The sequence below is a fragment of the Methylobacterium endophyticum genome, assembly GCF_050591105.1.
GTDB lineage: Bacteria > Pseudomonadota > Alphaproteobacteria > Rhizobiales > Beijerinckiaceae > Methylobacterium.
Window position 1 is genome coordinate 73,029 of the sequence record NZ_JBNHES010000007.1, and the last position, 22,549, is coordinate 95,577.

General features: G+C 71.3%; 22 protein-coding genes. 14 read left to right on the forward strand and 8 right to left on the reverse strand.

The genetic code is table 11. The features are described from left to right. Window positions 1–209: 209 nt before the first annotated feature. The 6 genes from ACP56T_RS10180 (at window position 210) to ACP56T_RS10205 (ending at window position 9,007) form a co-directional block, all read left to right on the forward strand. Window positions 210–1,208 carry a sterol desaturase family protein gene (locus tag ACP56T_RS10180; RefSeq protein WP_430912036.1) on the forward strand — a complete coding sequence of 333 codons (999 nt, stop codon included), beginning with the start codon at window positions 210–212 and terminating at the stop codon, window positions 1,206–1,208. Beyond that, window positions 1,205–2,338: a GNAT family N-acetyltransferase gene (locus tag ACP56T_RS10185; protein WP_430912037.1), complete on the forward strand. Its 1,134-nt coding sequence runs from the start codon at window positions 1,205–1,207 to the stop codon at window positions 2,336–2,338. The genes ACP56T_RS10180 and ACP56T_RS10185 overlap by 4 nt, the downstream gene beginning before the upstream one ends. 97 nt (window positions 2,339–2,435) lie before the next feature. Next, the gene (locus tag ACP56T_RS10190; RefSeq protein WP_430912038.1) at window positions 2,436–3,035 is read left to right on the forward strand and encodes a nitroreductase family protein; all 600 of its coding nucleotides are present in this window, start codon (window positions 2,436–2,438) and stop codon (window positions 3,033–3,035) included. 7 nt (window positions 3,036–3,042) lie between these two features. Continuing rightward, complete coding sequence (locus tag ACP56T_RS10195) at window positions 3,043–4,665, forward strand: AMP-binding protein (RefSeq protein WP_430912039.1); 1,623 nt, start codon at window positions 3,043–3,045, stop codon at window positions 4,663–4,665. 113 nt (window positions 4,666–4,778) lie between these two features. Further along, complete coding sequence (ahcY, locus tag ACP56T_RS10200) at window positions 4,779–6,179, forward strand: adenosylhomocysteinase (protein WP_430912040.1); 1,401 nt, start codon at window positions 4,779–4,781, stop codon at window positions 6,177–6,179. Between the two features lie 317 nt (window positions 6,180–6,496). Then, window positions 6,497–9,007 carry a sensor histidine kinase gene (locus ACP56T_RS10205; protein ID WP_430912041.1) on the forward strand — a complete coding sequence of 837 codons (2,511 nt, stop codon included), beginning with the start codon at window positions 6,497–6,499 and terminating at the stop codon, window positions 9,005–9,007. 65 nt (window positions 9,008–9,072) lie between these two features. Here ACP56T_RS10205 and ACP56T_RS10210 read toward each other — a convergent pair whose 3' ends face one another. The 3 genes from ACP56T_RS10210 to argJ are packed head-to-tail and all read right to left on the reverse strand — an operon-like array spanning window position 9,073 to window position 11,446. After that, the gene (locus ACP56T_RS10210; protein WP_430912117.1) at window positions 9,073–9,471 is read right to left on the reverse strand and encodes a (deoxy)nucleoside triphosphate pyrophosphohydrolase; all 399 of its coding nucleotides are present in this window, start codon (window positions 9,469–9,471) and stop codon (window positions 9,073–9,075) included. Between the two features lie 17 nt (window positions 9,472–9,488). Then, complete coding sequence (locus tag ACP56T_RS10215) at window positions 9,489–10,199, reverse strand: SIMPL domain-containing protein (protein WP_430912042.1); 711 nt, start codon at window positions 10,197–10,199, stop codon at window positions 9,489–9,491. After that, window positions 10,196–11,446 carry a bifunctional glutamate N-acetyltransferase/amino-acid acetyltransferase ArgJ gene (gene argJ, locus ACP56T_RS10220; RefSeq protein WP_430912043.1) on the reverse strand — a complete coding sequence of 417 codons (1,251 nt, stop codon included), beginning with the start codon at window positions 11,444–11,446 and terminating at the stop codon, window positions 10,196–10,198. The genes ACP56T_RS10215 and argJ overlap by 4 nt, the downstream gene beginning before the upstream one ends. A gap of 220 nt (window positions 11,447–11,666) precedes the next feature. Here argJ and ACP56T_RS10225 point away from each other — a divergent pair, with 220 nt between their 5' ends. From ACP56T_RS10225 to ACP56T_RS10235, 3 genes are all read left to right on the forward strand, one after another. After that, a complete protein-coding gene (locus ACP56T_RS10225; RefSeq protein WP_430912044.1) occupies window positions 11,667–12,101 on the forward strand; it encodes a response regulator in 435 nt (144 codons plus the stop codon). A gap of 116 nt (window positions 12,102–12,217) precedes the next feature. Then, window positions 12,218–12,784 (forward strand): glutathione peroxidase, encoded by a 567-nt coding sequence (locus ACP56T_RS10230; protein ID WP_430912045.1) that lies wholly within the window; start codon window positions 12,218–12,220, stop codon window positions 12,782–12,784. A 472-nt stretch (window positions 12,785–13,256) separates the two neighbouring features. Next, complete coding sequence (locus ACP56T_RS10235) at window positions 13,257–14,513, forward strand: methyl-accepting chemotaxis protein (RefSeq protein WP_430912046.1); 1,257 nt, start codon at window positions 13,257–13,259, stop codon at window positions 14,511–14,513. 99 nt (window positions 14,514–14,612) lie between these two features. Here the strand turns inward: ACP56T_RS10235 and ACP56T_RS10240 are convergent, their stop codons facing one another. Then, entirely contained in the window at window positions 14,613–15,782 is a 1,170-nt protein-coding gene (locus tag ACP56T_RS10240) for a pyridoxal phosphate-dependent aminotransferase (RefSeq protein WP_430912047.1), read from the reverse strand. A 32-nt stretch (window positions 15,783–15,814) separates the two neighbouring features. Continuing rightward, window positions 15,815–16,177: an MmcQ/YjbR family DNA-binding protein gene (locus tag ACP56T_RS10245; RefSeq protein WP_430912048.1), complete on the reverse strand. Its 363-nt coding sequence runs from the start codon at window positions 16,175–16,177 to the stop codon at window positions 15,815–15,817. A 158-nt stretch (window positions 16,178–16,335) separates the two neighbouring features. Between ACP56T_RS10245 and ACP56T_RS10250 the strand changes: the two genes are divergently transcribed. The 5 genes from ACP56T_RS10250 (at window position 16,336) to ACP56T_RS10270 (ending at window position 19,929) form a co-directional block, all read left to right on the forward strand. Next, window positions 16,336–17,115: a DsbA family protein gene (locus tag ACP56T_RS10250; protein ID WP_430912049.1), complete on the forward strand. Its 780-nt coding sequence runs from the start codon at window positions 16,336–16,338 to the stop codon at window positions 17,113–17,115. A 127-nt stretch (window positions 17,116–17,242) separates the two neighbouring features. Next, complete coding sequence (gene aroQ, locus ACP56T_RS10255) at window positions 17,243–17,701, forward strand: type II 3-dehydroquinate dehydratase (RefSeq protein WP_430912050.1); 459 nt, start codon at window positions 17,243–17,245, stop codon at window positions 17,699–17,701. A gap of 19 nt (window positions 17,702–17,720) precedes the next feature. Further along, on the forward strand, window positions 17,721–18,200 hold the full coding sequence (accB, locus tag ACP56T_RS10260) for an acetyl-CoA carboxylase biotin carboxyl carrier protein (RefSeq protein ID WP_430912051.1): 480 nt from the start codon (window positions 17,721–17,723) through the stop codon (window positions 18,198–18,200). 7 nt (window positions 18,201–18,207) lie between these two features. Next, complete coding sequence (accC, locus tag ACP56T_RS10265; RefSeq protein ID WP_430912052.1) at window positions 18,208–19,560, forward strand: acetyl-CoA carboxylase biotin carboxylase subunit; 1,353 nt, start codon at window positions 18,208–18,210, stop codon at window positions 19,558–19,560. A 78-nt stretch (window positions 19,561–19,638) separates the two neighbouring features. Further along, the gene (locus ACP56T_RS10270) at window positions 19,639–19,929 is read left to right on the forward strand and encodes a hypothetical protein (RefSeq protein WP_430912053.1); all 291 of its coding nucleotides are present in this window, start codon (window positions 19,639–19,641) and stop codon (window positions 19,927–19,929) included. A gap of 52 nt (window positions 19,930–19,981) precedes the next feature. Here ACP56T_RS10270 and ACP56T_RS10275 read toward each other — a convergent pair whose 3' ends face one another. The 3 genes from ACP56T_RS10275 to ACP56T_RS10285 all read right to left on the reverse strand — a co-directional run bounded on the left by ACP56T_RS10275 (window position 19,982) and on the right by ACP56T_RS10285 (window position 22,495). Beyond that, window positions 19,982–20,647, reverse strand: a complete 666-nt coding sequence (locus ACP56T_RS10275; RefSeq protein WP_430912054.1) for an acylneuraminate cytidylyltransferase family protein — start codon at window positions 20,645–20,647, stop codon at window positions 19,982–19,984. Window positions 20,648–20,665: 18 nt separating this feature from the next. Next, entirely contained in the window at window positions 20,666–21,631 is a 966-nt protein-coding gene (locus ACP56T_RS10280) for a phosphoglycerate dehydrogenase (RefSeq protein WP_430912055.1), read from the reverse strand. 87 nt (window positions 21,632–21,718) lie between these two features. After that, the gene (locus ACP56T_RS10285; protein ID WP_430912056.1) at window positions 21,719–22,495 is read right to left on the reverse strand and encodes a 2-keto-4-pentenoate hydratase; all 777 of its coding nucleotides are present in this window, start codon (window positions 22,493–22,495) and stop codon (window positions 21,719–21,721) included. Between the last annotated feature and the right edge of the window lie 54 nt (window positions 22,496–22,549).

Below are 22,549 nucleotides of genomic sequence, written 5' to 3' on the forward strand. Positions count from 1 at the left end.
CTTCCCCGGCGACCGGGCGTCGGCCGTCTCCGTCGAGACTACCGAGGCCGGTCCGTTTTTCGCGCGCGCGGCTAGGCTCGGCGTGGCCAATTCGGCTATCGCGCCCCACACTACCAGACGTGAACCGGCTTGACCGTTCGGCAACTTGCGGTACGGCCAACGCCCCGCGTGCGTCGCGGCGCGGCGGCAGGGAGATCGGGCGTCCGGCGATGGAGAACGGGTTTCTCTCGGCGATCCTGGAGAGGCTGTCGGCGGCGAACCTCGTCGCGCTCGGCACCCTGCTGGGCACGGCGCTCGCCTGCGCGACCTATGCCTATCTCAGGACCGTGGCGGCCGGGGATCGGTCGCTGCGCGACTTCTTCGCCTTCATGCTGCCGCCCGACATCCTCACCCATCCCTCGGCCAAGGCGGATTTCCTATTCTGGATCACCAAGCGCGCCCTGATGCCGCTTCTGTTCCTGCCGGCCGGCGTCACCTTCGTGGTGGCGGTGGGCTATGCCACGAACAAGCTCGTCGGCGGCCTCCTCGGCATCCATGAGCCGCTGCTCGGCGGCCCCGCCGGCCCGGTGACGATCCTGGTCTTCACCGCGACCATGCTCGTGGCCTACGACATCTCCTACTATCTCTACCACGTCGCCCAGCACCGCTTCCCCTTCCTGTGGGAGCTGCACAAGGTGCACCACTCGGCCGAGGTGATGGTCGGCGTCACCAAGGACAGGGTGCATCCGCTCGACGAACTGATGAACCGCATGTGGGACGGCGTGATCCCCGGCATCTGCTTCGGGCTGTGGACGCTGGTCGCCCTCGATCCCGTCGAGGTGACGATCTTCGGCGTCAACGTCTACGTGATGCGCAACATCCTGATGATGGACTTCGTGCGCCACACCCACCTGAAGATCTCCTTCGGGCCGTTGAACGGCGTCATCCTGTGCCCGCACTGGCACCAGCTCCATCACTCGACGGCGCCGCGTCACTACGACAAGAATTTCGGGCTGCTGTTCTCGTTCTGGGACCGGATGTTCGGGACCCTCTGCGTGCCGGCGCCGGACGAGAGCTTCACCTTCGGCCTGATGGACCGCGACGTGCGCGACTACCAGTCGTTGAGGGGGCTCTACGTCATGCCGCTCAAGCGGATGTGGGGCCATGTCGCCGGCAGGTTCCGGCCGCGCGCCACGCCCTCGGAGCCGGCGGAGGAATCGCCGCGATGAGCGGCGGCGAGCGCATCGAGATCGTGGCCACGGCGGCGCGGCTCGCGGAGATCGGCCCGGCCTGGATGGCGCTGTGGCGCGCGGCCGGCGGCCTCGTCTTCCAGAGTCATGCCTGGGTGAGCGCCTGGTGGGAGACGGCTCCCGATCGCCGCCGCCGCTCCCTCGCGGTCGCCGTGGCCTGGAGCGGCGACGCGCTCCTGGCGGTTCTGCCGCTCGCGACCCGCCGTCACCGGGGCCTGCGCGTGCTCGAATGGGCCGCCAAGGACCACTCGGATTACGGCGACGCCCTCGTCGCGCCGGATGCCGATCCGGCCATCGTCGCGCGCCTGTGGGCCCGGCTCTGCGGGGAGGGCGGCTTCGACCTCGCCTATCTCAACCGCCTGCTGCCGGAGGCGGCCGCCCGCGCGCTGCTGGCGCCGGGGGGAGGGCGCTCGGTGCGCCTCCGGCCCAGCCACCGCAGCGAGGAGAGCCTGCGCGTCGTCGGCGACTGGCCCAGCGGCAAGGCGTGGTTCGAGGCGCAGTCCAAGAAGACCCGCCAGAACCACCGTCGCGGCCAGAAGTTCATCGGCGAGAAGGGCGCGCTGAGGTTCCGCCTCCTCGGTCCCGAGGAGCCGCTGGAGCCGGTGCTGGAGCGCGTCGCGGCGCTCAAGCGCCTCTGGCTCAGCGGCAACGCGCTCGAATCCGACCTCTTCGACGAGGGCTCGCCCACCCTCGCCGCCCTGGTGCGGGTGCTCGCCGAGACCGGCCTGCTGCGGCTCTTCGTGCTCGAATGCGACGGGGTCGTCGTCGCCGTCTCGATCAATTTCGAGCAGGCCGGCACGATGATGGCCTTCGTCACCACCTACGATCCGGCGCTGGAGCGCGGCTCCCCCGGCATGGTGCTGATGATGGACTACATCCAGTGGTCCATCGACCGGGGGCTCGGCGCCGTGGACTTCCTCTGCGGGGCGGAGCCCTTCAAGCTGAAATTCGCCACCCGGAGCGTGCGGCTCGATTCCCTCGTCGGCGCCCGCACCGTGGCGGGTGCCGCCGCCCTGCTGCTCGACCGGGGCCGCCACGCGGTGCGCACGCTGCGCGCCCGCCCGGTTCGGCCCGCGCGGGAGACCCCGGCTTCCGTCATCGTGGCCTGAGCGGACCGCAGGGCGAATTGCCTAGGCGCGCATCCTCGTGCATGCCTCCGGCCATGTTGCGCGGCACCATGTCCGCGCCCAGCCCGGAGACCTCGCCTTGACCCAGGACAACCCGCGCCGGCCCGACCATGCCGTCGATCCGCAGTTCCCGGAACGGCGCTCGCCCCGCGCCTTCACCGGCGAGGCGGTGCCGGAGGCCGAGCTGATGCGGATGTTCGAGGCGGCGCGCTGGTCGCCCTCGGCCTACAATTCCCAGCCCTGGCGCTTCGTCTACGCGCTGCGCGGCGACGCCCATTGGGACGATTTTTTCGGACTCCTGGTGCCGGCCAACCAGCGATGGGCCAAGGACACCGGGGCGCTCGTCATCCTGGTTTCCAGCGAGCGCATGAAGGTCGGCGAGGAGTTCAAGCCCGCTCCCAGCCATTCCCTCGATACCGGCGCGGCCTCCCTCGCCTTCCAGCTCCAGGCCAACCGCCAGGGCTGGCACGCCCACGGCATGGGCGGCTTCGACCGCGAGCGCGCGAAGACCCTGCTGAACGTGCCCGAGCATCACCGCGTCGAGGCGGCCTATGCCGTCGGCCGGGCGATCCCGCCGGACCGGCTCGACGAGGAGCAGCGCGTCAAGGAGGCCCCGAACGGCCGCCGTCCGATCGCCGATTTCGTCTTCGCCGGCCGCTTCCCGGCCCGCGAGGCCTGAGCCCGCCGTGCTGCGGCCCGCTCCCGACTACGACGCCCTGAGGGCGGGGTTCCGCTGGGAGATCCCCGACCGCTACAACATGGGCGTCGCCGTCTGCGACGGTTTCGGCGCGGCCGAGCTCGACCGTCCGGCGATCCTCGAGGTGTCGCCGGAGGGCGGCGTCCGCAGCGTCGCCTACGGCACGTTGCGGACGGATTCGAACCGCCTCGCCGACGCGCTCGGGCGGCGCGGGATCGCGCCCGGCGACCGGGTGGCGGTGCTGCTGCCGCAATCGGCCGACGTGGTGGTCGCGCATGCCGCCGCCTACAAGCTCGGCGCCGTCGCCTTGCCGCTGGCGGGGCTGTTCGGCGCGGAGGCGCTCGCCTACCGGCTCGCCGATTCCGGCGCGCGGGCGATCCTCACGGACACGGCGGGGCTCGCCAAGCTCGACACGATCCGGGAGCGCCTGCCCGATCTCGCCCTCGTCGTCTCCCGCGACGGGGCCCGCGGCGACGCGGTGGCCTATGCGGACCTGCTGGCGGAGGGCTCCCCCGGCTTCGTCCCCCGCGAGACCGGCCCCGACGATCCGGCGCTGATGATCTACACCTCCGGCACCACCGGGGCCGCCAAGGGAGCGCTCCATGCGCACCGGGTGCTGCTCGGCCACATGCCGGGCTTCCTGATGATGCACGACTTCCCTCCGAAGGGCGGCGACGTGATGTGGACGCCCTCCGACTGGGCCTGGGCCGGGGGGCTCCTCAACGTGCTGATGCCGAGCCTGACGCTGGGCGTGCCCGTCGTCGCCTGGGGCGCCACCCGCTTCACGCCGGAGGCGGCCTTCGGGCTCATGGCGGAGCGAGGGGTCACGAACGCCTTCCTCCCGCCGACGGCCTTGCGCATGCTGCGGACCGTCGAGACCCCCCGCGCGCGCTACGACCTCTCGCGCCTGCGCAACATCGCCTCGGCCGGGGAGGCGCTCGGCCCCGAGACCTTCGCCTGGGCCGAATCCGCCCTGGGCCTGACCATCGGCGAGGCCTACGGCCAGACGGAGTGCAACCTCGTGCTCGCCTCCTGCCGGGCGGCTGGAGTTGCGCGCGCCGGCTCCACCGGCCGCCCGGTGCCGGGCCATACCGTCGCGATCCTGCGCGAGGACGGCTCGGAGGCGGGCATCGACGAGCCCGGCGAGATCGCGGTGAAGGCGCCCGATCCCGTGATGTTCCTCGGCTACTGGAACCAGCCCGAGGCGACCGCTCGGAAGATCCGCGACGGCTGGATGCTCACCGGCGACACCGCGCGGCGGGACGTGGATGGCTACATCCATTTCGTCGGGCGCGAGGACGACCTCATCACCTCGGCGGCCTACCGCATCGGCCCCACCGAGATCGAGGACGGCCTCACCCGCCATCCGGCGGTGGCGCTCGCGGCCGCCGTGGGCAGGCCGGACCCGCTGCGCACCGAGATCGTGAAGGCCTTCGTGGTGCTGCGCGACGGGTTTTCGCCCTCCGAGGAACTGGCCGCCGAGATCCTCGCCTTCGGCCGCCGGGTGCTCTCCGGCCACGAGGCCCCGCGCGAGATCGAGTTCCGCGACAGCCTGCCGATGACCACCACCGGCAAGATCATCCGCCGCGCCCTCAGGGACGGCACCGGCTGAGGGCGCCCGCAGCTTGGAATTCGCATAAAGACATCTTTATGTCTTGATTGCCTGTTAGGCCGATCCCTGCTACACGCCTCGCCGAGAACGAGAGCAGCAAGGACAGGACGGACATGGCCAAGGACTACATCGTCAAGGACATCGGGCTCGCCGACTACGGCCGCAAGGAGATCTCGATCGCCGAGACCGAGATGCCGGGCCTCATGGCCACCCGCGAGGAATACGGCGCCAGCCAGCCCCTCAAGGGCGCCAAGATCGCCGGCTCGCTGCACATGACGATCCAGACGGCGGTGCTGATCGAGACCCTCAAGGCCCTCGGCGCCGACATCCGCTGGGTGTCCTGCAACATCTACTCGACCCAGGACCACGCCGCTGCCGCGATCGCCGCCGCCGGCATCCCGGTCTTCGCCGTGAAGGGCGAGAGCCTCACCGAGTACTGGGACTACACCGCCAAGCTGTTCGACTGGCATGACGGCGGCATGCCGAACATGATCCTCGACGACGGCGGCGATGCCACCATGTTCGTGCATCTGGGCCTGCGTGCAGAGAACGGCGACACCGCCTTCCTCGACAAGCCGGAGTCGGAGGAGGAGGAGATCTTCTTCGCGCTCCTCAAGAAGAAGCTCAAGGAGAAGCCCAAGGGCTGGTTCGCCGGCCTCGCCGACGCGATCAAGGGCGTCTCGGAGGAGACCACCACCGGCGTGCACCGCCTCTACACCCTCGCGCGTGAGGGCAAGCTGCTCTTCCCGGCGATCAACGTGAACGACTCGGTCACGAAGTCGAAGTTCGACAACCTCTACGGCTGCAAGGAGTCGCTGGTCGACGGCATCCGCCGCGGCACCGACGTGATGATGGCCGGCAAGGTCGCCATGGTCGCGGGCTTCGGCGACGTCGGCAAGGGCTCCGCCGCCTCGCTCCGCAACGCCGGCTGCCGCGTCATGGTCTCGGAGATCGATCCGATCTGCGCGCTCCAGGCCGCGATGGAGGGCTACGAGGTCGTGACCATGGAAGACGCGGCGCCCCGCGCCGACATCTTCGTCACCGCCACCGGCAACAAGGACATCATCACCATCGAGCACATGCGCGCCATGAAGGACCGCGCCATCGTGTGCAACATCGGCCACTTCGACAACGAGATCCAGGTCGCCGGCCTGAAGAACCTCAAGTGGTCGAACATCAAGCCGCAGGTGGACGAGATCACCTTCGCCGACGGCCACCGCATCATCCTGCTGTCGGAAGGCCGCCTGGTGAATCTCGGCAACGCCACCGGCCACCCGTCCTTCGTGATGTCGGCCTCCTTCACCAACCAGACGCTCGCCCAGATCGAGCTCTGGACCAACCCCGGCAAGTACGAGAAGCAGGTCTACACCCTGCCGAAGGCGCTCGATGAGAAGGTGGCCAAGCTCCACCTCGAGAAGATCGGCGTAAAGCTCTCCAAGCTCCGTCCCGATCAGGCCGCCTATATCGGCGTCAGCGAGAACGGGCCGTTCAAGTCCGAGCATTACCGCTACTGATACGCGGGCGGCCTCGCGGGGCCGCCTCCGAGATCTCGCGAAAGCCCGGCGCCCAGCCGGGCTTTCGTCGTTTCCGGGGTCCTCGGCCGGGCCGGACTGTGTCTTTCGTGTGTCGCCGACTCGCCACATGCGGGCCGGCCCGCGATGGCGGCGGCCGCCCCCTTCCGGCGCGAATCTCGGGCGCGCTAGAGTGGCGCGAATCCCGATGCGGGGCGGGCGGGGGCGTCCGCGGACTCGCTCGGGGACGGGGCGCGTGGGGGGCATCGCGGCATGGGGCACGAGCCCCGCGCCGGCGATGCGTGGAGGCCGGGCGGATCATGCGGGTCGAACGGAGGGTCCGGCGCGGATGGCGCGCCGGCTGTCTCGTCGTCGCCGGGGCCTGCTGCCTTGCCCTGGACGGCCGGCGGCCGGCGCTCGCCGCCGTGAGGGACCTCGCCGGCGGCGGCTGGCCCACCCACAACGTCGCCGGGCTCGCCATCCTCATCGGCATCACCGCCTTCGCCACGATCCTCGCCCTCCTGCATCTCTCCGAGCGCTCCCGCTGGACCCGCCGCGAGCGCGAGCTCAGCGCGGCGCTGGCGGCGCTGCGCGGCGCCCACGACCGGGCCGAGATGTTCCTCAATGCCGAGCGCCAGATCGTCGTCACCTGGGATGCGCGCGGCGAGCCCCAGATCGAGGGCGATCCCTCCCTGGCCTTCGACGGCATGCGCGGGGCCGCCGGCCCCTCCCGGCGGGTGCTCGCCTTCTCCTCCTGGCTGCTCCCGGCGGACGCGGCGGCGCTGGAGGAGGCCGTGGAGGCGCTGCGCGCGCGCGGCACCAGCTTCCATGCCTGCCTGAACAGCCAGTCCGGCCACAGCATCGACGCGCAGGGGCTCGCGGTGGCGGGCCGGGCGCTGCTGCGCCTGCGTGAGACCACCCGCGAGAACCGCGAGCTGTTCGAGCTGCGCGAGACCCTGGACGACGCGCGCCGGGGCCTCGCCTCGCTCGCGGGCCTCCTCGACGCGATCCCGCAGCCGGTCTGGCGGCGCAACCGCGAGGGCGGCCTCGCCTGGGTCAACCTCGCCTATGTCGCCGCCGTGGAGGCGCGCAGCCGCGAGGCGGCGCTGGAGGCCGGCACCGAGCTTCTCGACCGCCAGGCCCGCGACCTCATCGCCCGCGAGGACGGCCCGGTCCGCGCCGGGCTCGCCGCGCCGCGTCCCCCGCTGCGGCTCTCGGCGGTGGTGGCCGGCGGCCGCCGCATCCTCGACGTGACGGAGACCCCCCAGGAGCACGGCCGCGTCGGCATCGCCGTCGACGTCTCGGAGCTGGAGAGCGTGCGCGCCGACCTCCAGCGCCAGATGGACGCCAACGTGCGTACCCTGGACCAGCTCTCTACCGCCGTGGCGATGTTCGACGCCCGCCAGAAGTTGATCTTCCACAACGCCGCCTATCGCGAGCTCTGGGGTCTCGACCTCGCCTTCCTGGAGAGCGGCCCCACGGACGGCGAGATCCTCGACCGGCTGCGCGCCCAGCGGAAGCTCCAAGAGCAGGCCGATTTCAGGGCCTGGAAGCAGGGGGTGCTGTCCGCCTACCGCGCGGCCGAGGCGAGCGAGACCTGGTGGTATCCGCCGGACGGCCGCATCCTGCGCGTCGTCGCCGAGCCCAACCCGCAAGGCGGCGTCACCTACCTGTTCGACGACCATTCCGACCGGGTGAAGCTCGAATCGAGCTACAACGCGCTCCTGCTGGTGCAGGCCGAGACCCTCGACACCCTCACCGAGCCCGTGGCCGTGTTCGGCGCCGACGGCCGCCTGACGGTGGCCAACCGCGCCTTCGCCACCCTCTGGCGCCTGTCGCCCGAGACGCTCGCCGCCCGCCCGCATGTCGACCGCATCATCGAGAGCTGCCGGGTGCTCGCCCCGGACGAGGAATCCTGGCTCGACATCCGCGACGTGGTCGTCGCCCTCGAATCCCGCCCGGCGGTGGGCCGCCGCCTCAACGTGGTGGACGGCACCGTGCTCGACTGCTCCGCCCAGCCGCTGCCCGACGGCGCCACCCTCATCACCCTCATCGACGTCACCGCCAGCGTGAACGTCGAGCGCATGCTCACCGAGAAGAACGAGGCGCTGGAGAAGGCCGCGAAGCTGCGCGACACCTTCGTCCACCACGTCTCCTACGAGCTGCGCTCGCCGCTCACCAACATCATCGGCTTCACGCAGCTCCTCGGCGACGAGACGGTCGGCGCCCTCAACGAGCGCCAGCGCGAATATTCCGAGCACATCATGCGCTCGTCCGGCTCGCTGCTCGTCATCATCAACGACATCCTCGATCTCGCCTCCATCGACGCCGGCTCCCTCGAGCTCCAGCGCGAGACCGTCGACGTGCGCGCCACCATCGAGGCATCCGTGCGCGGCATCGAGGACCGGATGAAGGAATCCGGCGTGTCGCTGGATCTCGACGTGCCCGCCGGGATCGGCAGCCTGCGCGCGGACGGCAAGCGCGTGCGGCAGGTGCTGTTCAACCTGCTCTCGAACGCCGTGGGCTTCTCCGGGCCGGGCCAGACGGTCTCGCTGCGCGCGCGCCGCACCGCCGACGACCTCGTGCTCACCGTGGCCGATCACGGCCGGGGCATGCCCCCTGAGGTGGCCGAGCGCGTCTTCGACCGCTTCGAGAGCCACTCCTTCGGCACCCGCCACCGGGGCGTCGGCCTCGGGCTCTCCATCGTGCGCTCCTTCGTGGAGCTGCACGGGGGCCGCGTCACCCTCGACACCGCGCCGGGCCAGGGCACGCGCGTCACCTGCACCTTCCCCCTCCTCGGCTCGACGCCGCAGATGGAGGCGGCGGAGTGAGGCACGGAGCCGGCTCCCCGCCGGAGTCCGTTTCTCCGTCCCGATAGACGGCCCCGCGCCGGCCCTTAAGGCCCGAGGAGGTCGATCAGGAAGGGGATCAGCGGCGCGTCGGCCGGCGGCATGGCGAGGTCCCGCAAGCCCTTCGGGCGGACCCATCTCAGGCCCTGGCCTTCGAGGGCCCGCGGCGTGCCCTGCCAGCGGCGGCAGACATAGAGCGGCATCAGCAGGTGGAAGTCGGGATAGGCGTGGCTGGCGAAGGTCAGCGGCGCGAGGCAGGGCTCCTCGACGACGATGCCGAGCTCCTCGGCCAGCTCCCGGATCAGCGTCGCCTCGGGCCGCTCGCCGGGCTCGACCTTGCCGCCGGGAAACTCCCAGAGCCCGGCGAGCTGCTTGCCCGGCGGACGCTCGGCCACCAGCACCCGCCCGTCTCCGTCGACGAGCGCGACGGCGACGACGAGCAGCATGCGGACGGCCGGCTCGCTCACGGCACCACCGCGAAGACGGCCGCGACCTCCGCCGAGGCCGCGATGCTGCCGGCGACGAGCGGCACGGGCGCGCCGCCGCGCGCCTTGGCGCGCATGGGGGCGGCGAAGGCCATCGGCGCCCGCTCCTCGCGCGGCGGCGACTGGATCGAGATCACCGGCCCGAGCTTGACCCCGGCGGCCTCCGCGAGGAGGCTTGCCTGGGTCAACGCGTCCTTCACCGCCGCCACGCGCAGCGCGGCCTGCGCGGCGTCGGGATCCTTGAGCCCGAAGGAGATGCCCTCGATGCGGTTGGCGCCGGCATCGAGCGCCCGGCGCATCAGGTCGCCGAGCTTGCCTATGTCGGCGAGCCGGATGCGGACCTGGTTGGCGGCGCGGTAGCCGTCCGGCTTCTCCACCGCCGTGCCGTCCGGCTGGCGGACCATGCGCGTGACGGGCTGAAGGTTCACGGCGGTGGTGCCGATCTCGCCCTCCGGCACGCCGAACTCGGCGGCCAGCGCGATCAGCTTCCTGGCCGCCGCGTTGGTGCCGTCGAGCGCGTCGCCGGGCGTTGCTGCCTTCGCCTCGACGCCGATCTCGATGCTGGCGAAATCCGGCGCCGTCTCGCTCTGCGCGTGGCCGATCACGCTGACGGTGCCGGCGGAACGCTCTTCTCCGGCGAGCGCCGGGGAGGCGGCCAGCGCGAGCGCGACGAGCAGGGCGGCCCTCACGAGCGGTAATCCCCGTTGATGGCGATGTATTCCTTGGTGAGATCGCAGGTCCAGACGCGCGCCGAGCCCTGGCCGAGGCCGAGATCGACCCGGATGGTCACGTCCTGCTCGCGCATCACGGCGCTCGCCGCCTCCTCGCTGTAGGCGGGGTCGCGGGCCCCTTCGACGGCGACGCGTACGTCCCCGAACCAGATGGCGAGGCGGTCGCGGTCGGCGGGCTCCCCGGCCTTGCCCACCGCCATCACCACCCGGCCCCAGTTGGCGTCCTCGCCCGCCACCGCCGTCTTCACCAGCGGCGAGTTGGCGATGGACATGGCGATGCGGTGGGCGGAGGCCGGGCTCGTCGCGCCCTCGACCTTCACGGTGACGAACTTGCGCGCGCCCTCGCCGTCCTTGGCGACGAGCTGCGCGAGCTCCTCCAGGAGGTCGTTCAGCGCCGCGCGGAACAGGTTGAGGCGGCGGTCGGCGACGTCGGCGATCTCGACATTGCCGGCCTCGCCCGTGGCGAAGGCGAGCAGCGTGTCGGAGGTCGAGGTATCGCCGTCCACGGTCACGCAGTTGAAGCTGGTGTTCGCGCCCTCGGCGATCATCGCTTGGAGGACGGGCTGCGGGATCGCGGCGTCGGTGAAGACGAAGGCGAGCATCGTCGCCATGTCGGGCGCGATCATGCCGGCGCCCTTCGAGAAGCCGTTGAGGGTGACGGCGACGCCCGCGATCTCGGCGGTGCGGGTGGCGAGCTTGGGGAAGGTGTCCGTGGTCATGATCGCGCGGGCGGCCGCCTCCCAGGCGGAGGGGCCGGGCTCGGCGGCGGCGGCGCAGGACGCGAGCACGCCCTCGAACTTCGAGGCGTCGAGCGGCTCTCCGATGACGCCGGTGGAGGCGATATAGACTTGGGCTTCGGAGCAGCCGGCAGCGGCGGCGGCGATCCGCGCGGTGAGCGCCACGGCGTCGCGGCCCTTCATGCCGGTGAAGGCGTTGGCGTTGCCGGAATTGACCACGAGGGCGCGGGCGCTGCCGTCGGCGAGCGCCTCGCGGCACCAGTCCACCGGCGCGGAGGGGCATTTCGAGCGGGTGAAGACCCCCGCCGCGCTCGTGCCTTCGCCGAGCCCGACATAGAGCACGTCCGTGCGTCCCGAATAGCGGATGCCGGCCTGGGCGGTGGCGAGGCGGACGCCGCGAATCGGCGGCAGCTCGGGATTGTGCTTGGGGGCGAGCGGCGAGACGGACGGCGATTTGGCGGAGGACATCGGCGGCACGGTTCCCGGTTGCGCGGCATCCCGCTTACGGATGCCCTGTTGCCTCCTGGCGCGGTCGCACGTCAACCGCGTGACAGAGGCCGGAGGCATGCCCGTTCGGAAGGCAGCGGCGTCGGGAATCGCGGCGAAATCGCGGCAGGGGGCCTTGAACATCCATTCGAAGCCGGATTAGCATGGTGCGATGCAGCGCATGAACGAGGACGAGCCTCGGATGGCAGTCACCACCTCCCAACAGGGCACCGACAGGGCTCCGCAGGGGGGCTGCTACGGGGTGCAGGTTCTTATCGCCGGCCGCCGCAAACGCTGGCGGGACGAGGTCGTCGGCCAGATCCGCCGGGCGGGCTTCAGCACCACCGCCTGCGACAGCGGGGTCGACGCTCTGACGGTGCTGGCCCTCGGCCTGCCGGTGGACGTGCTGGTGATCGACGTCTCCCTGTCCGGCGCGCTCTGCTGCGCCAAGGTCGCCGTCGAGGCGCGCGCCCTGCGGCCGGGCCTGCGGATCGTGATGGCGAGCGATCTCTCGCAGCCGAACCTTCAGGAACTGGCCGGCGAGGTCGCCGATATCGAGCTGATCGCCCATGCCGCGCGCACCGGCGCCGTGGCCCATACGGTGCGGGAAGCGCTGTCGTCGCGCGGAATCCACTGATCGTCCCGAGCCGCGACGCTTCGAGGCTGGGGACGGCGGCGGCCGCCGCCGCTTGAGGCCCGTCCGGTCCGCGCTATCTTCCCGTTCCGGCGAATCCGCCGGATGCGGGTGACGCCATGATCCTCCACCGCCGCGACATGCTCGGGCTCCTCGGCGCTTCCTTCGTCGCGCCGGCTTTCGCGGCCGGTCCGGGCGGCCTGCGGGCGGGCGCCTTCTCGTTCGACAGGCCCGAGGGTGACGGTGCCCTGCCGCTCGCGGCCTATGCCGGGCGCCCGATCCTGGTGGTGAACACCGCCACCGCCTGCGGCTTCGCCGGCCAGCTCGCCGGCATGCAGACCCTGTGGACACGCTTCCAGGAGCGGGGCCTGACCGTGCTCGGCGTGCCCTCGCCGGATTTCGGCAACCAGGAGCCCCTCGACGGAGCGGCCATCGCCGAGGCGGCGCGGCGCGAGCACGGCGTCACCTTTCCACTCACCGCCAAGACCCATGTGAAGATGCCCGGCGCCCACCCGTTCTACCGCTGGGCCGCCGAGGAGAAGCCGGGGGAGACCCCGCGCTGGAACTTCCACAAGTACCTCGTCGCCCGCGACGGCACGCTCGCCGCCGCCTTCGGCACGCAGGTCGAGCCCACCGATCCGCGCGTGATCGCGGCCGTCGCCGCCGCCCTCGACAAGCCGGCCTGACGCGCGCTCAGCGCCGCAGGGACCCTGGCGCCGGTACGCTCCTGCGGCTGCGGCGTGCCTGCGCCGGATCGCGCGGGCGGGGCCGCGCCACGGCGGGAGGCGGGGCCGATGGATAGTTCGACGCGAAGGGATTGGACGGAACGCCCCCCGCCGGCAGGCCCAGGCTGCTGCCGGCGAAGCCTCCGCCCATTTGAGCGCGCGCGGGGAGCGTCCCGGCGATCAGCACGGCCGCGAGGAGCGCCGCCATGCAGAGCGTGCCCGGACGATCGAGCGCCGTCGACGACCTTTCCGTCCGATCCCGATCCCGATCCGTCGACAGCCGGCTGCGCATTATAATGTCCGATCTCTCGCCTCGAAGGCGGTCGAGGCCCTCCGCTTGGGCGGAAGGATGATAAACTGTGCACATTTTAACGGTCGATTGACCGTTCGAAACCACAATCGCTGGAACGATCCCTCGCCCCGAGCGCCGTCCATGCTTCGCTATTTCCGTCGCGCCGCCCCGCCGGCGATGCCGTCGCTCTCCGTGCTCGAGGAGCCGCGCGCCGTGCCGCTTCCTGCCCCGGCCCCCGTGGCCGCGCAACCGGCCGGCCCCGATCCAGCGGATATCCGCCAGCAGGCGCTGGTCTCCGCCGCCGCATCGGAAGCCGCCATCTCCATCGGCTGGATCACGCACGACGCCTCCCAGGTCGCCGACCAGACCCGCCTGATCGCCGCCGCGAGCGAGGAGGTCGCCGCCTCGACCAGCGAGATCGCGGCCCGTTCGCGGGTCTCCGCCGAGACCGCCGAGCGCGCCAGCTCCGGCATCGCCGAATGCGCCGGAGACATGCGCCAGGCCGGCGAGCGGATGCAGGTCATCGAGGCCCGCACCGGCGAGATCGGCGGCTGCCTCGCCGGATTCTCGGAGGCGGCCAAGCGCATCGAGGAGATGGCGAGCGCCATCGCCGCGATCTCGGCCCAGACCAATCTCCTGGCGCTGAACGCCACCATCGAGGCGGCCCGCGCCGGGGAGGCGGGTCGCGGCTTCGCGGTGGTCGCCGGCGAGGTCAAGGCCCTCTCCGCCCAGACCGCCAAGGCGACGGAGGAGATCCGCGCCCGGCTCGGCGCCCTCCAGGGCGAGCTCGCCTCCATGCAGTCGGCCGTCGAGCAGACGCGCGGGGCCGTGAACGCCGGCGCCGAGGTGATGGCGCGCGCCAATGCCCGCGTCGAGGCCGAGAGCGCCTCCGTCGCCGAGGCCGCCGCCGAGATGCGGGCGATGGCCGAGGTCATGGACCAGCAGATCATCGCCACCAGCGAGATTTCCGAGAGCGTGCTGCGCATCGCCGCCGGCACCGAGAAGTCGCGCGGCGAGATCAAGGACGCGGTGGGGAGCCTCGACAGCCTGGAGGCACTGAGCCGCACCGTGCTCTCGGCGCACGGCACCGAGTCCGCCGCCCTGCGCCTCGCCCGCCTGCCGGCCGATTGCGCGGGCTGGCGCCGCCGGCTCGCCGGCACCCTCGTCGGGCTCGTCGCGGCGTCCGACGAATCCGCCGTCTTCCCCGGCCCCGCCGGCCCGATGCCGCCGGCCGTGGCCAACGCGCTCGCCTCGGCCACCCGCAACGCCCAGACCATGGTCAAGGGGATCCGCACGCAGGATTGGGATACGGCTACGCAGTCCTTCCGCGACTTCGAGGCCGCCATCAAGGACGCGGTCGCCGCCGCCGACGCGCGGGCGATGGCGGAGGCAGCTTAGGGTCCGTCAGGCGCTTTCAGAAGCGCCTGACGGACCCTAAGCTATTGTTGTGCCGTATGTCCGGACGGAGAACCGGTAGCCACTTCTCCTGGACATCCTCTAACTCCGCCAGGCGCGCAGGCGCCGCACCGCTTCCCGGCAGTCCTCCTCGCTGCCGGCGAAGGAGAAGCGCACATGGTGCGCCCCCTCCGCCGCGTCGAAATCGAGGCCGGGCGTCGCCGCGACGCCGGCCTCGTCGAGCATGCGGCGGCAGAACCCGACGGAATCGTTCGTGAGGTCGGCGACGTCCGCGTAGAGGTAGAAGGCGCCGTCCGCCGGGTGCGTGCGGCCGAAGCCGAGCCCCGGCAGCGCGTCGAGCAGGATGGCGCGATTGCGGGCATAGCCGTCGCGCACGGCGTCGAGCTCGTCCGTCGCGTCGAAGGCGGCCAGCGCCGCCACCTGCGACAGGTAGGGCGCGGAGATGTAGAGGTTCTGCGCCAGCCGCTCCACCGGCCGCACCAGCGCCTCGGGCAGCACCATCCAGCCGATCCGCCAGCCGGTCATGCAGTAGTATTTCGAGAACGAGTTCACCACGATCGCGTCGGGCTCGTAGGCGAGCGCCGTCTGCGTCGGCACGCCGTAGCTCAGGCCGTGATAGATCTCGTCGGAGATCAGCGGCAGCCGCAAGCGCCGCGCCGCCGCGCAGATCTCGGCGAGGCGCTCAGGGGAGATCACGGTGCCGGAGGGGTTGGCCGGGCTCATCACCAGCAGTCCCGAGAGCGCCTGCTCCGCATGCGCGGCCCGCAGCGAGGCGGCGGTCGGCGCGAAACGGTCCTCCGCGCGCAGGGGCAGCCCCACGGGGGCGAGATCGAGGGCGGCGAGCAGGCTGCGATAGGCCGGATAGCCCGGCTGCGGCACGCCGACCCGCGCGCCCGCGTCGAACAGGGCGAGGAAGGCCAGGATGAACCCCGCCGAGGAGCCCGTGGTCACGACGACGCGTTCCGGCGGAACGCGCAGGCCGTAGCGCTCCCGGTAGTGCAGGGCGATGCGCTCGCGAAGCGGCGCCATGCCCAGCGCCTCCGTGTAAGGCACGCGGCCGGTGGCGAGGGCTCCTTGCGCGGCGATGATGGACGCGCGCGGCGCCGGCGCCGAGGGCTGGCCGACCTCCATATGGACCACCGAGCCGCCCTCCCGCTCGCGGCGGGCGGCCGCCGCCATCACGTCCATGGCGAGGAAGGGCGCGACGGCGGCGGCGCGGCGCGAGATCGCGGGGGCGAGCGGTTCGGTCATGCCGTCCCTGCTACGCCCTCGGGCGGCATGTCTCAAATGCCGATCCCCTCGGGGACCCGCGCGGCGAGGCGCTTGGGAGCGATGAGCCGGTAGCTGCGGCGCACCAGCGCGGCGACCTCGTCCCAGTCGGCTCCCGCGTCGAGCCGCATGCCGACCCAGCCCTTCGGCCCGACATAGGGCGGCACGAAGAAGCGCTCCGGGTCCGCCCCCACCAGGATCTCCTGGCTGTGCGGCGGCGCCTTCATCCAGACCGAGACACGCCCGTCGCGGTCGCGGGGCATGGCAAAAATCTTCTCCCGCACCCGGAAGGTCGGGCCGCCGAAGGTGAAGCGCTCGGCGGCCTCCGGCAGGGCGAGGCAGATGCGGCGCAGCCGTTCGATCGCGTCGTCCGACATCGCTCCCTCGCATGGCCGCCGGAGAATCGGCCGGCGCGGCGGCGATTTGACCACGCGCCGCGAAAACGCCTAACCCCGTGGCTAGCGTCGGTCTCGCGCCATCCGGGATGCACAGAGCGCCCGTCGCGAGCCCGCTTCAGGTTTCTTCGAGGACATCGATGCCCCTGCTCCGTTCCGTCTCCGCGCTCGTCCTCGCCATGGCGGTGGGCTGCGGCTCCGTCCTGGCCGTCTCCGCCGAGGAGGCGTCGCCCTTCACGGAGGCGCAGCGCAAGGGCATCGAGGCGATCATCAAGGACTACCTCGTCAAGAACCCCGAGGTGCTCCAGGAGGCCATCGCCGAGGGCGAGAAGCGCCAGCTCGAGACCCAGCGCCTCGCCCAGTCGGCGGCGCTGAAGGAATCCCGCGAGGCGCTGCTGAATTCGCCCAACGACGTGGTGGCCGGCAACCCGAGCGGCGACGTCACCATGGTCGAGTTCTTCGACTACAATTGCGGCTATTGCCGCAAGGCGCTCTCCGACGTGCAGGCGCTCATCAAGGCCGATCCGAAGCTGCGCGTCGTCATCAAGGACTTCCCCGTCCTCGGCCCGGAATCGGTCGAGGCGAGCCAGGCCGCGGTGGCGGTCAAGCAGCAGCTCAAGGGCGACAAGCTGTTCGAATACCACCAGAAGCTTCTGGAGACGAAGGGCCGCGTGAACGGCGCCCGCGCCATCGAGGTGGCCAAGACCTTCGGCGTGGATGTGGCCAAGCTCCAGAAGGACATGGCCGGCCCCGAGGTGAAGGCCGTGCTCACCGAGAACCGCGCGCTCGGCGACAAGCTCGGCCTCTCGGGCACCCCGGCCTTCGTCATCGGCGACGAGATCATCCCCGGCGCGGTGGGCGTCGAGCCGATCCGCAAGACCATCACCGACGTGCGCCAGTGCGGGCACGCGAGCTGCTGAGCCGGCGGCGTAGGGACCCCGTGTCCGAAAAAGCCGCCGCCGGGGCTGTGTCCTTCGCGGCGAAATGGACTACATCTGCGCGCCTGCGCCGCCGCGACAGCGGCGGCACCCGGCCGACCCCTGCGCGATGACTGCGATCCACGTCCTCAACGGACCCAACCTCAACCTGCTCGGACGCCGCGAACCCGGCATCTACGGCTCGGCGACGCTCGACGACATCGCGCGCGACCTCGCCGCGCGCGGGGCCGAGCTGGGCTGCGCGCTGACCTTCCGGCAGACCAATCTCGAGGGCGAGCTCGTCGCGTTCGTGCAGGAGGCGGGGCTCGCCGGCGCGGGCGTGCTCATCAACGCCGCCGCCTACACGCATACCTCGATCGCCCTGCGGGACGCGATCCTCGGCAGCGGCGCCGTCGCGGTGGAGGTGCATCTCTCCAACGTGCATGCCCGCGAGTCCTTCCGCCACACGTCGCTCATCGCCCCGGTCTGCGCCGGGGTGATCTGCGGCTTCGGCCCCTTGAGTTACCGGCTCGGCCTCGATGCGCTGGCGCATCTGATGGCCGCCCGCATCCCCAATGCCAAACCCTGAGGCGACAGCGCTAGAGCCCATGCCGAAGAACGATTCCATCGATTCCGATCTCGTCCGCGAGCTCGCCAACCTCGTCACCGAGACGGGCCTCAGCGAGATCGAGGTCGAGAAGGGCGACCTGCGCATCCGCGTCGTGCGGCGCATCGAGCCCGTCACCGTCCAGGTCGCGGCCCCGTCCGCCCCGGTCGCGGCGGCGGCGCCCCCGCCGGCTCCCCTCCCCGGTCCCGGCGGCGCGCCGGAGCGCGGCAAGGCCGGCGCCGGCCATCCGGGTGCCGTGCTCTCGCCCATGGTCGGCACCGCCTACCGGCGCCCCTCGCCGGACGCGAAGGCCTTCGTCGATGTCGGCTCCAAGGTCGAGGCCGGCGAGAAGGTGCTGCTGGTCGAGGCCATGAAGACCTTCAACGAGATCGTGGCCCCCCGCGCCGGCACCGTCACCGCGATCTTCATCGAGGACGGGCAGCCGGTGGAGTTCGGCGAGCCGCTCCTCGTGATCGAGTGACGGGCGCATGTTCGACAAGATCCTGATCGCCAACCGCGGCGAGATCGCGCTGCGCATCCTGCGGGCCGCCAAGGAGCTCGGCATCGCGACGGTGGCCGTGCATTCGACCGCCGACGCCGATGCCATGCATGTGCGGCTGGCAGACGAGAGCGTCTGCATCGGGCCGCCGGCGGCGCGCGACAGCTACCTCAACATCCCCTCGATCATCGCGGCCTGCGAGATCACCGGGGCGGACGCGGTGCATCCCGGCTACGGCTTCCTCTCCGAGAACGCCCGCTTCGCCGAGGTGCTCGCGCATCACGAGATCGGCTTCATCGGCCCCAAGGCCGAGCATATCCGGGTGATGGGCGACAAGATCGAGGCCAAGCGCACGGCCAAGAGCCTCGGCATCCCCTGCGTGCCGGGCTCCGAGGGCGGCATCGAGACGGCGGAGGAGGCCAAGAAGGTCGCCGCCGAGATCGGCTACCCGGTCCTCGTCAAGGCCGCCTCCGGCGGCGGCGGACGCGGCATGAAGGTCGCCCGTTCGGAAGCCGAGCTGGAGCAGGCCGTCGGCATGGCCCGCACCGAGGCCAAGGCCGCCTTCGGCGACGACGCGGTCTATCTCGAGAAGTATCTGGAGACGCCGCGCCATATCGAGGTGCAGGTGCTCGGCGACGGCCGGGGCGGGGCGGTGCATCTCGCCGAGCGCGACTGCTCGCTCCAGCGCCGCCACCAGAAGGTCTGGGAGGAGGGCGGCTCGCCCGCGCTCAACGCCGAGATGCGCGCCGAGATCGGCGAGATCTGCGCCGACGCCATGCGCAAGCTCGGCTATCTCGGCGCCGGCACCATCGAGTTCCTCTACGAGGACGGGAAGTTCTACTTCATCGAGATGAACACCCGCATCCAGGTGGAGCATCCCGTCACCGAGATGATCACCGGGATCGACCTCGTGAACGAGCAGATCCGGGTGGCGGCCGGCGGCGGCCTCTCGGTGAGCCAGTCCGACATCAAGGTCGAGGGCCACGCCATCGAATGCCGGATCAACGCCGAGCATCCGGCGACCTTCCGGCCCTCGCCGGGGCAGATCACCTATTGGCACCCCCCCGGCGGGTTGGGGGTCCGTGTCGATTCGGCGGCGTTCCAGGGCTACCGCATCCCGCCGAACTACGATTCGCTGATCGGCAAGCTCATCGTCCACGGGCGCACCCGCAACGAGTGCCTGATGCGCCTGCGCCGGGCGCTGGACGAGTTCGTGGTCGACGGCATCGACACCACGCTGCCGCTGTTCCGCACGCTGGTGCGCAACGCCGATGTGCAGAACGGCGCCTACGACATCCACTGGCTGGAGCACTTCCTCGCCGATGGCGGCATGGAAAGCTGAAGGACAATCCTTCCGTTTCGGGAACGCTCGGGGCGTCATGCCCGTTGATGGGCATCCCCTGACGGAAGGAGTTGCTCCATGCGTTTCCTCGCAATCGCAGCCACTTGCACCGCCCTGCTGGCCGGCCCCGCCCTGGCGGCGGGCGGCAATGCCGATCAGCCCAACCAGCCGACCCCTCAGACCGGCAAGACCAGCGGCGGCCCGCGCGACAACGCGCCGGGCATGACCACCGGAACGGTGAAGGCCCCCGCCGGCACGATGATGCGTTCGGGCTCCGGTGCCACGGACTCGGCCAAGGGCGGCAACGCCGCCGAGCCCAGCAAGCCGGTGCCGAACACCGGCTCCACCTCGGGCGGTCCGGCCCGCTGAGCCGGCTGCGAATACGTTGAGGAAACGGCGCCTCCGGGCGCCGTTTCTTCGTTCAGGCGCGGTGGACGATGGGAAACAGCGCCTCGGCGACCTCGAGGTCTTCCGCCGTCTTGATGACATGCCCGGCGAGCCGGTTCACCGGCGCATAGCCGATCCTGCCGGCATAGGTGGCGCAGCCTCCCGAGCGCGCGGCGGCGAGATAGGTCTCGCGCCGCCAGCCGGTGATCGACCATGAGATCCGGCGCACGGGCGCGAGGTCCTGCGAGTTCGTCTTCTCCGCGAAGGTGAAGTTCACGGGCTTGCCGTCGCAGACCGCCTCCAGGGTTTCGTCCACCACGCTCAGCATCACGTCGTGCTCGCCCTCGACCATGGCCTGCACGAAGTCGCGGGTCTCGCCCACCGTCAGCAGGGGCGCGATGGAATGGACCTGGAAGAGCCGCTCGCAGGGGTGGTTCTCCAGGAACTCCGCCACGAACTGCTCGCTCGTCGCGACGTTGTTGCCGAGATGCTCCGGCCGACGATGGAACTTCACGCCCTCCCGCTCGGCGACCTCCCCGAAGGTCGGGTGCTCGGAATTCACCCAGACCTCGGAGAACACGCCCGCCGCCTTGCACTTGCGGATGGCGTGGACGATGAGCGGCTCGCCCGCGAGCAACTGCAAATTCTTCTGCTTAAGGCGCTGGCTGCCCATCCGCGCCGGGATCATGGCGATGTTCACGGGGGTCGGTCCTTTATCTCAAGAGCGCGCCCATTCGGGGATGTGGCTGAGCGGATCGACGGCGTTCGACAGCCCGTCGATGGCCGCGCGCCCCATGGCGAGCACGGCCTCCTCGGCGCTGCCGCCGATATGCGCGGTGGCGAGGAAGTTCGGCAGGGCGAGCAGGCTCGTCCGGCTCGGCGGCTCGACCTCGAACACGTCGAAGCAGGCGGCGCCGAGCTGCCCGCTCACCAGCGCCTCCTCCAGCGCCGCCTCGTCCACGAGGCCGCCGCGCGCGGTGTTGACGATGATGGCGCCGCGCTTCATCCGCGAGAGGCGGTCGGCGTCGAACAGGTGCCTGGTCTTCGGCGTCAGCGGGACATGCAGCGAGATCACGTCCGCCTGCTCGGTCAGTGCGTCGAGGGAGACCGGAGTCACGTCGTTGGCGGCGTAGAACTCCGGAAAGTCGCGCAGGTCGTGCGCGATCACTCGGGTGCCGAAGCAGCGCAGCAGCCTGGCCAGCTCCTGCCCGACATGGCCGCAGCCGACGAGGCCGACCGTGACGTCGGACACCTGGCGCCCCGGAAACTGCCGCCAGATCCCGGCGCGGATCTCGGCCTGCGAGACCGTGACGCCGCGCAGGCCCGCGATCATGAAGGAGATGGCGAGCTCCGCCACGGAGCGGCGGTTCACGCCCCCGCTCCAGCCGAGCAGCATGCCTTGCGCGGCGCAGGCGTGGAGGTCGACATTGTCGAGCCCGACGCCGTACTTGCCGATGATCTTGAGATCGGTGGCCGCCGCGAGGGTCGCCGCGTCCATCTTCTCCAGCGCCACGATGGCCCCGTCATGGCCGGCGAGGAAGCCGAGCAGCTCCTCCCCCGCGAGGGTGCGGCCGGTGTCGTTGAAACTCGCCTCGGGATAGCGCGCCTGCAACTCCGCCCGCAGGATCGGGTGGCGCGAGAACGACCGGGACAGGACGGCGATGCGGGTGGGGGACGTGCTCACGCGGGCTCGAACTCCTGAAAAACTCTAAGTCATTGTTTTGCCGTATGTCCGGACGGAGAACCGGAACTCACTTCTCCTGGAAATACTCTAGGCGGGCGCGAAACGCATGGTGACGCCGGCACTGAGCGCCGCGAAGGACGCGGCGATCTCCCGGCCGCGTTCGACCACCTGGTATCCGGTGCAGGAGCCGGTGACGACGACCTCTCCGGCTCTCAAGGACAGCCCGCGCGCCCGCGCCCGGTTGACGAAGGCATGGATCGGACCGAAGGCGCCCCCGTCCATGACCGCGCCGGAGCCGGTCACGACGGTCTCGCCGTCGACGGAGAGCGTCACGGGAGCGTCGCCCAGGCTCTCGACATCGATGCCCTCGATCGGCGCGCCGAGGACGAGGGAGCCGAGCGCGCCCGCATCCGCCACGATGCCGACGCCGGCATATTCGGCGAGCCGCGAGAAGCGCGTGCCGGGGATCTCGATGGCCGGCAGCACCGCGTCAAAGGCGGCGCGCACGGTTCCTTCGTCGAGCGGGTCGGTGCCCGCCGGCAGGTCGCGCCCGAGCCGGAAGCCGTATTCGCACTCGACGCCGGTCTGGCGGGCGACGAACTCGGGCACCGAGGCGCCGTCCGGGAAGATGCGCGCGCGGGGGATCGGCGCGAAGAAGGCGCGCGGCAGGTTCAGGGCCTCGCGCACGGCGGGAATCGTCGCGCCGAGCTTGTAGCCGCCGGTCGCGCCGAGCAGCGGCATCCAGGCGTCCTGGAGGGCTTCGGCGCCCTCGATGGTGTCGGGCAGCTCGCCGGGCCGGGGCGTCACCACGTCGCGCCCGCCATAGGCCGCGGCGAGACGCTCCACCAGGGACGGGGCTGCCATGCGAAGACGCTCTCGACCGATCTTGACGGGTTGATCTCGACCTGCGCCCTCCTC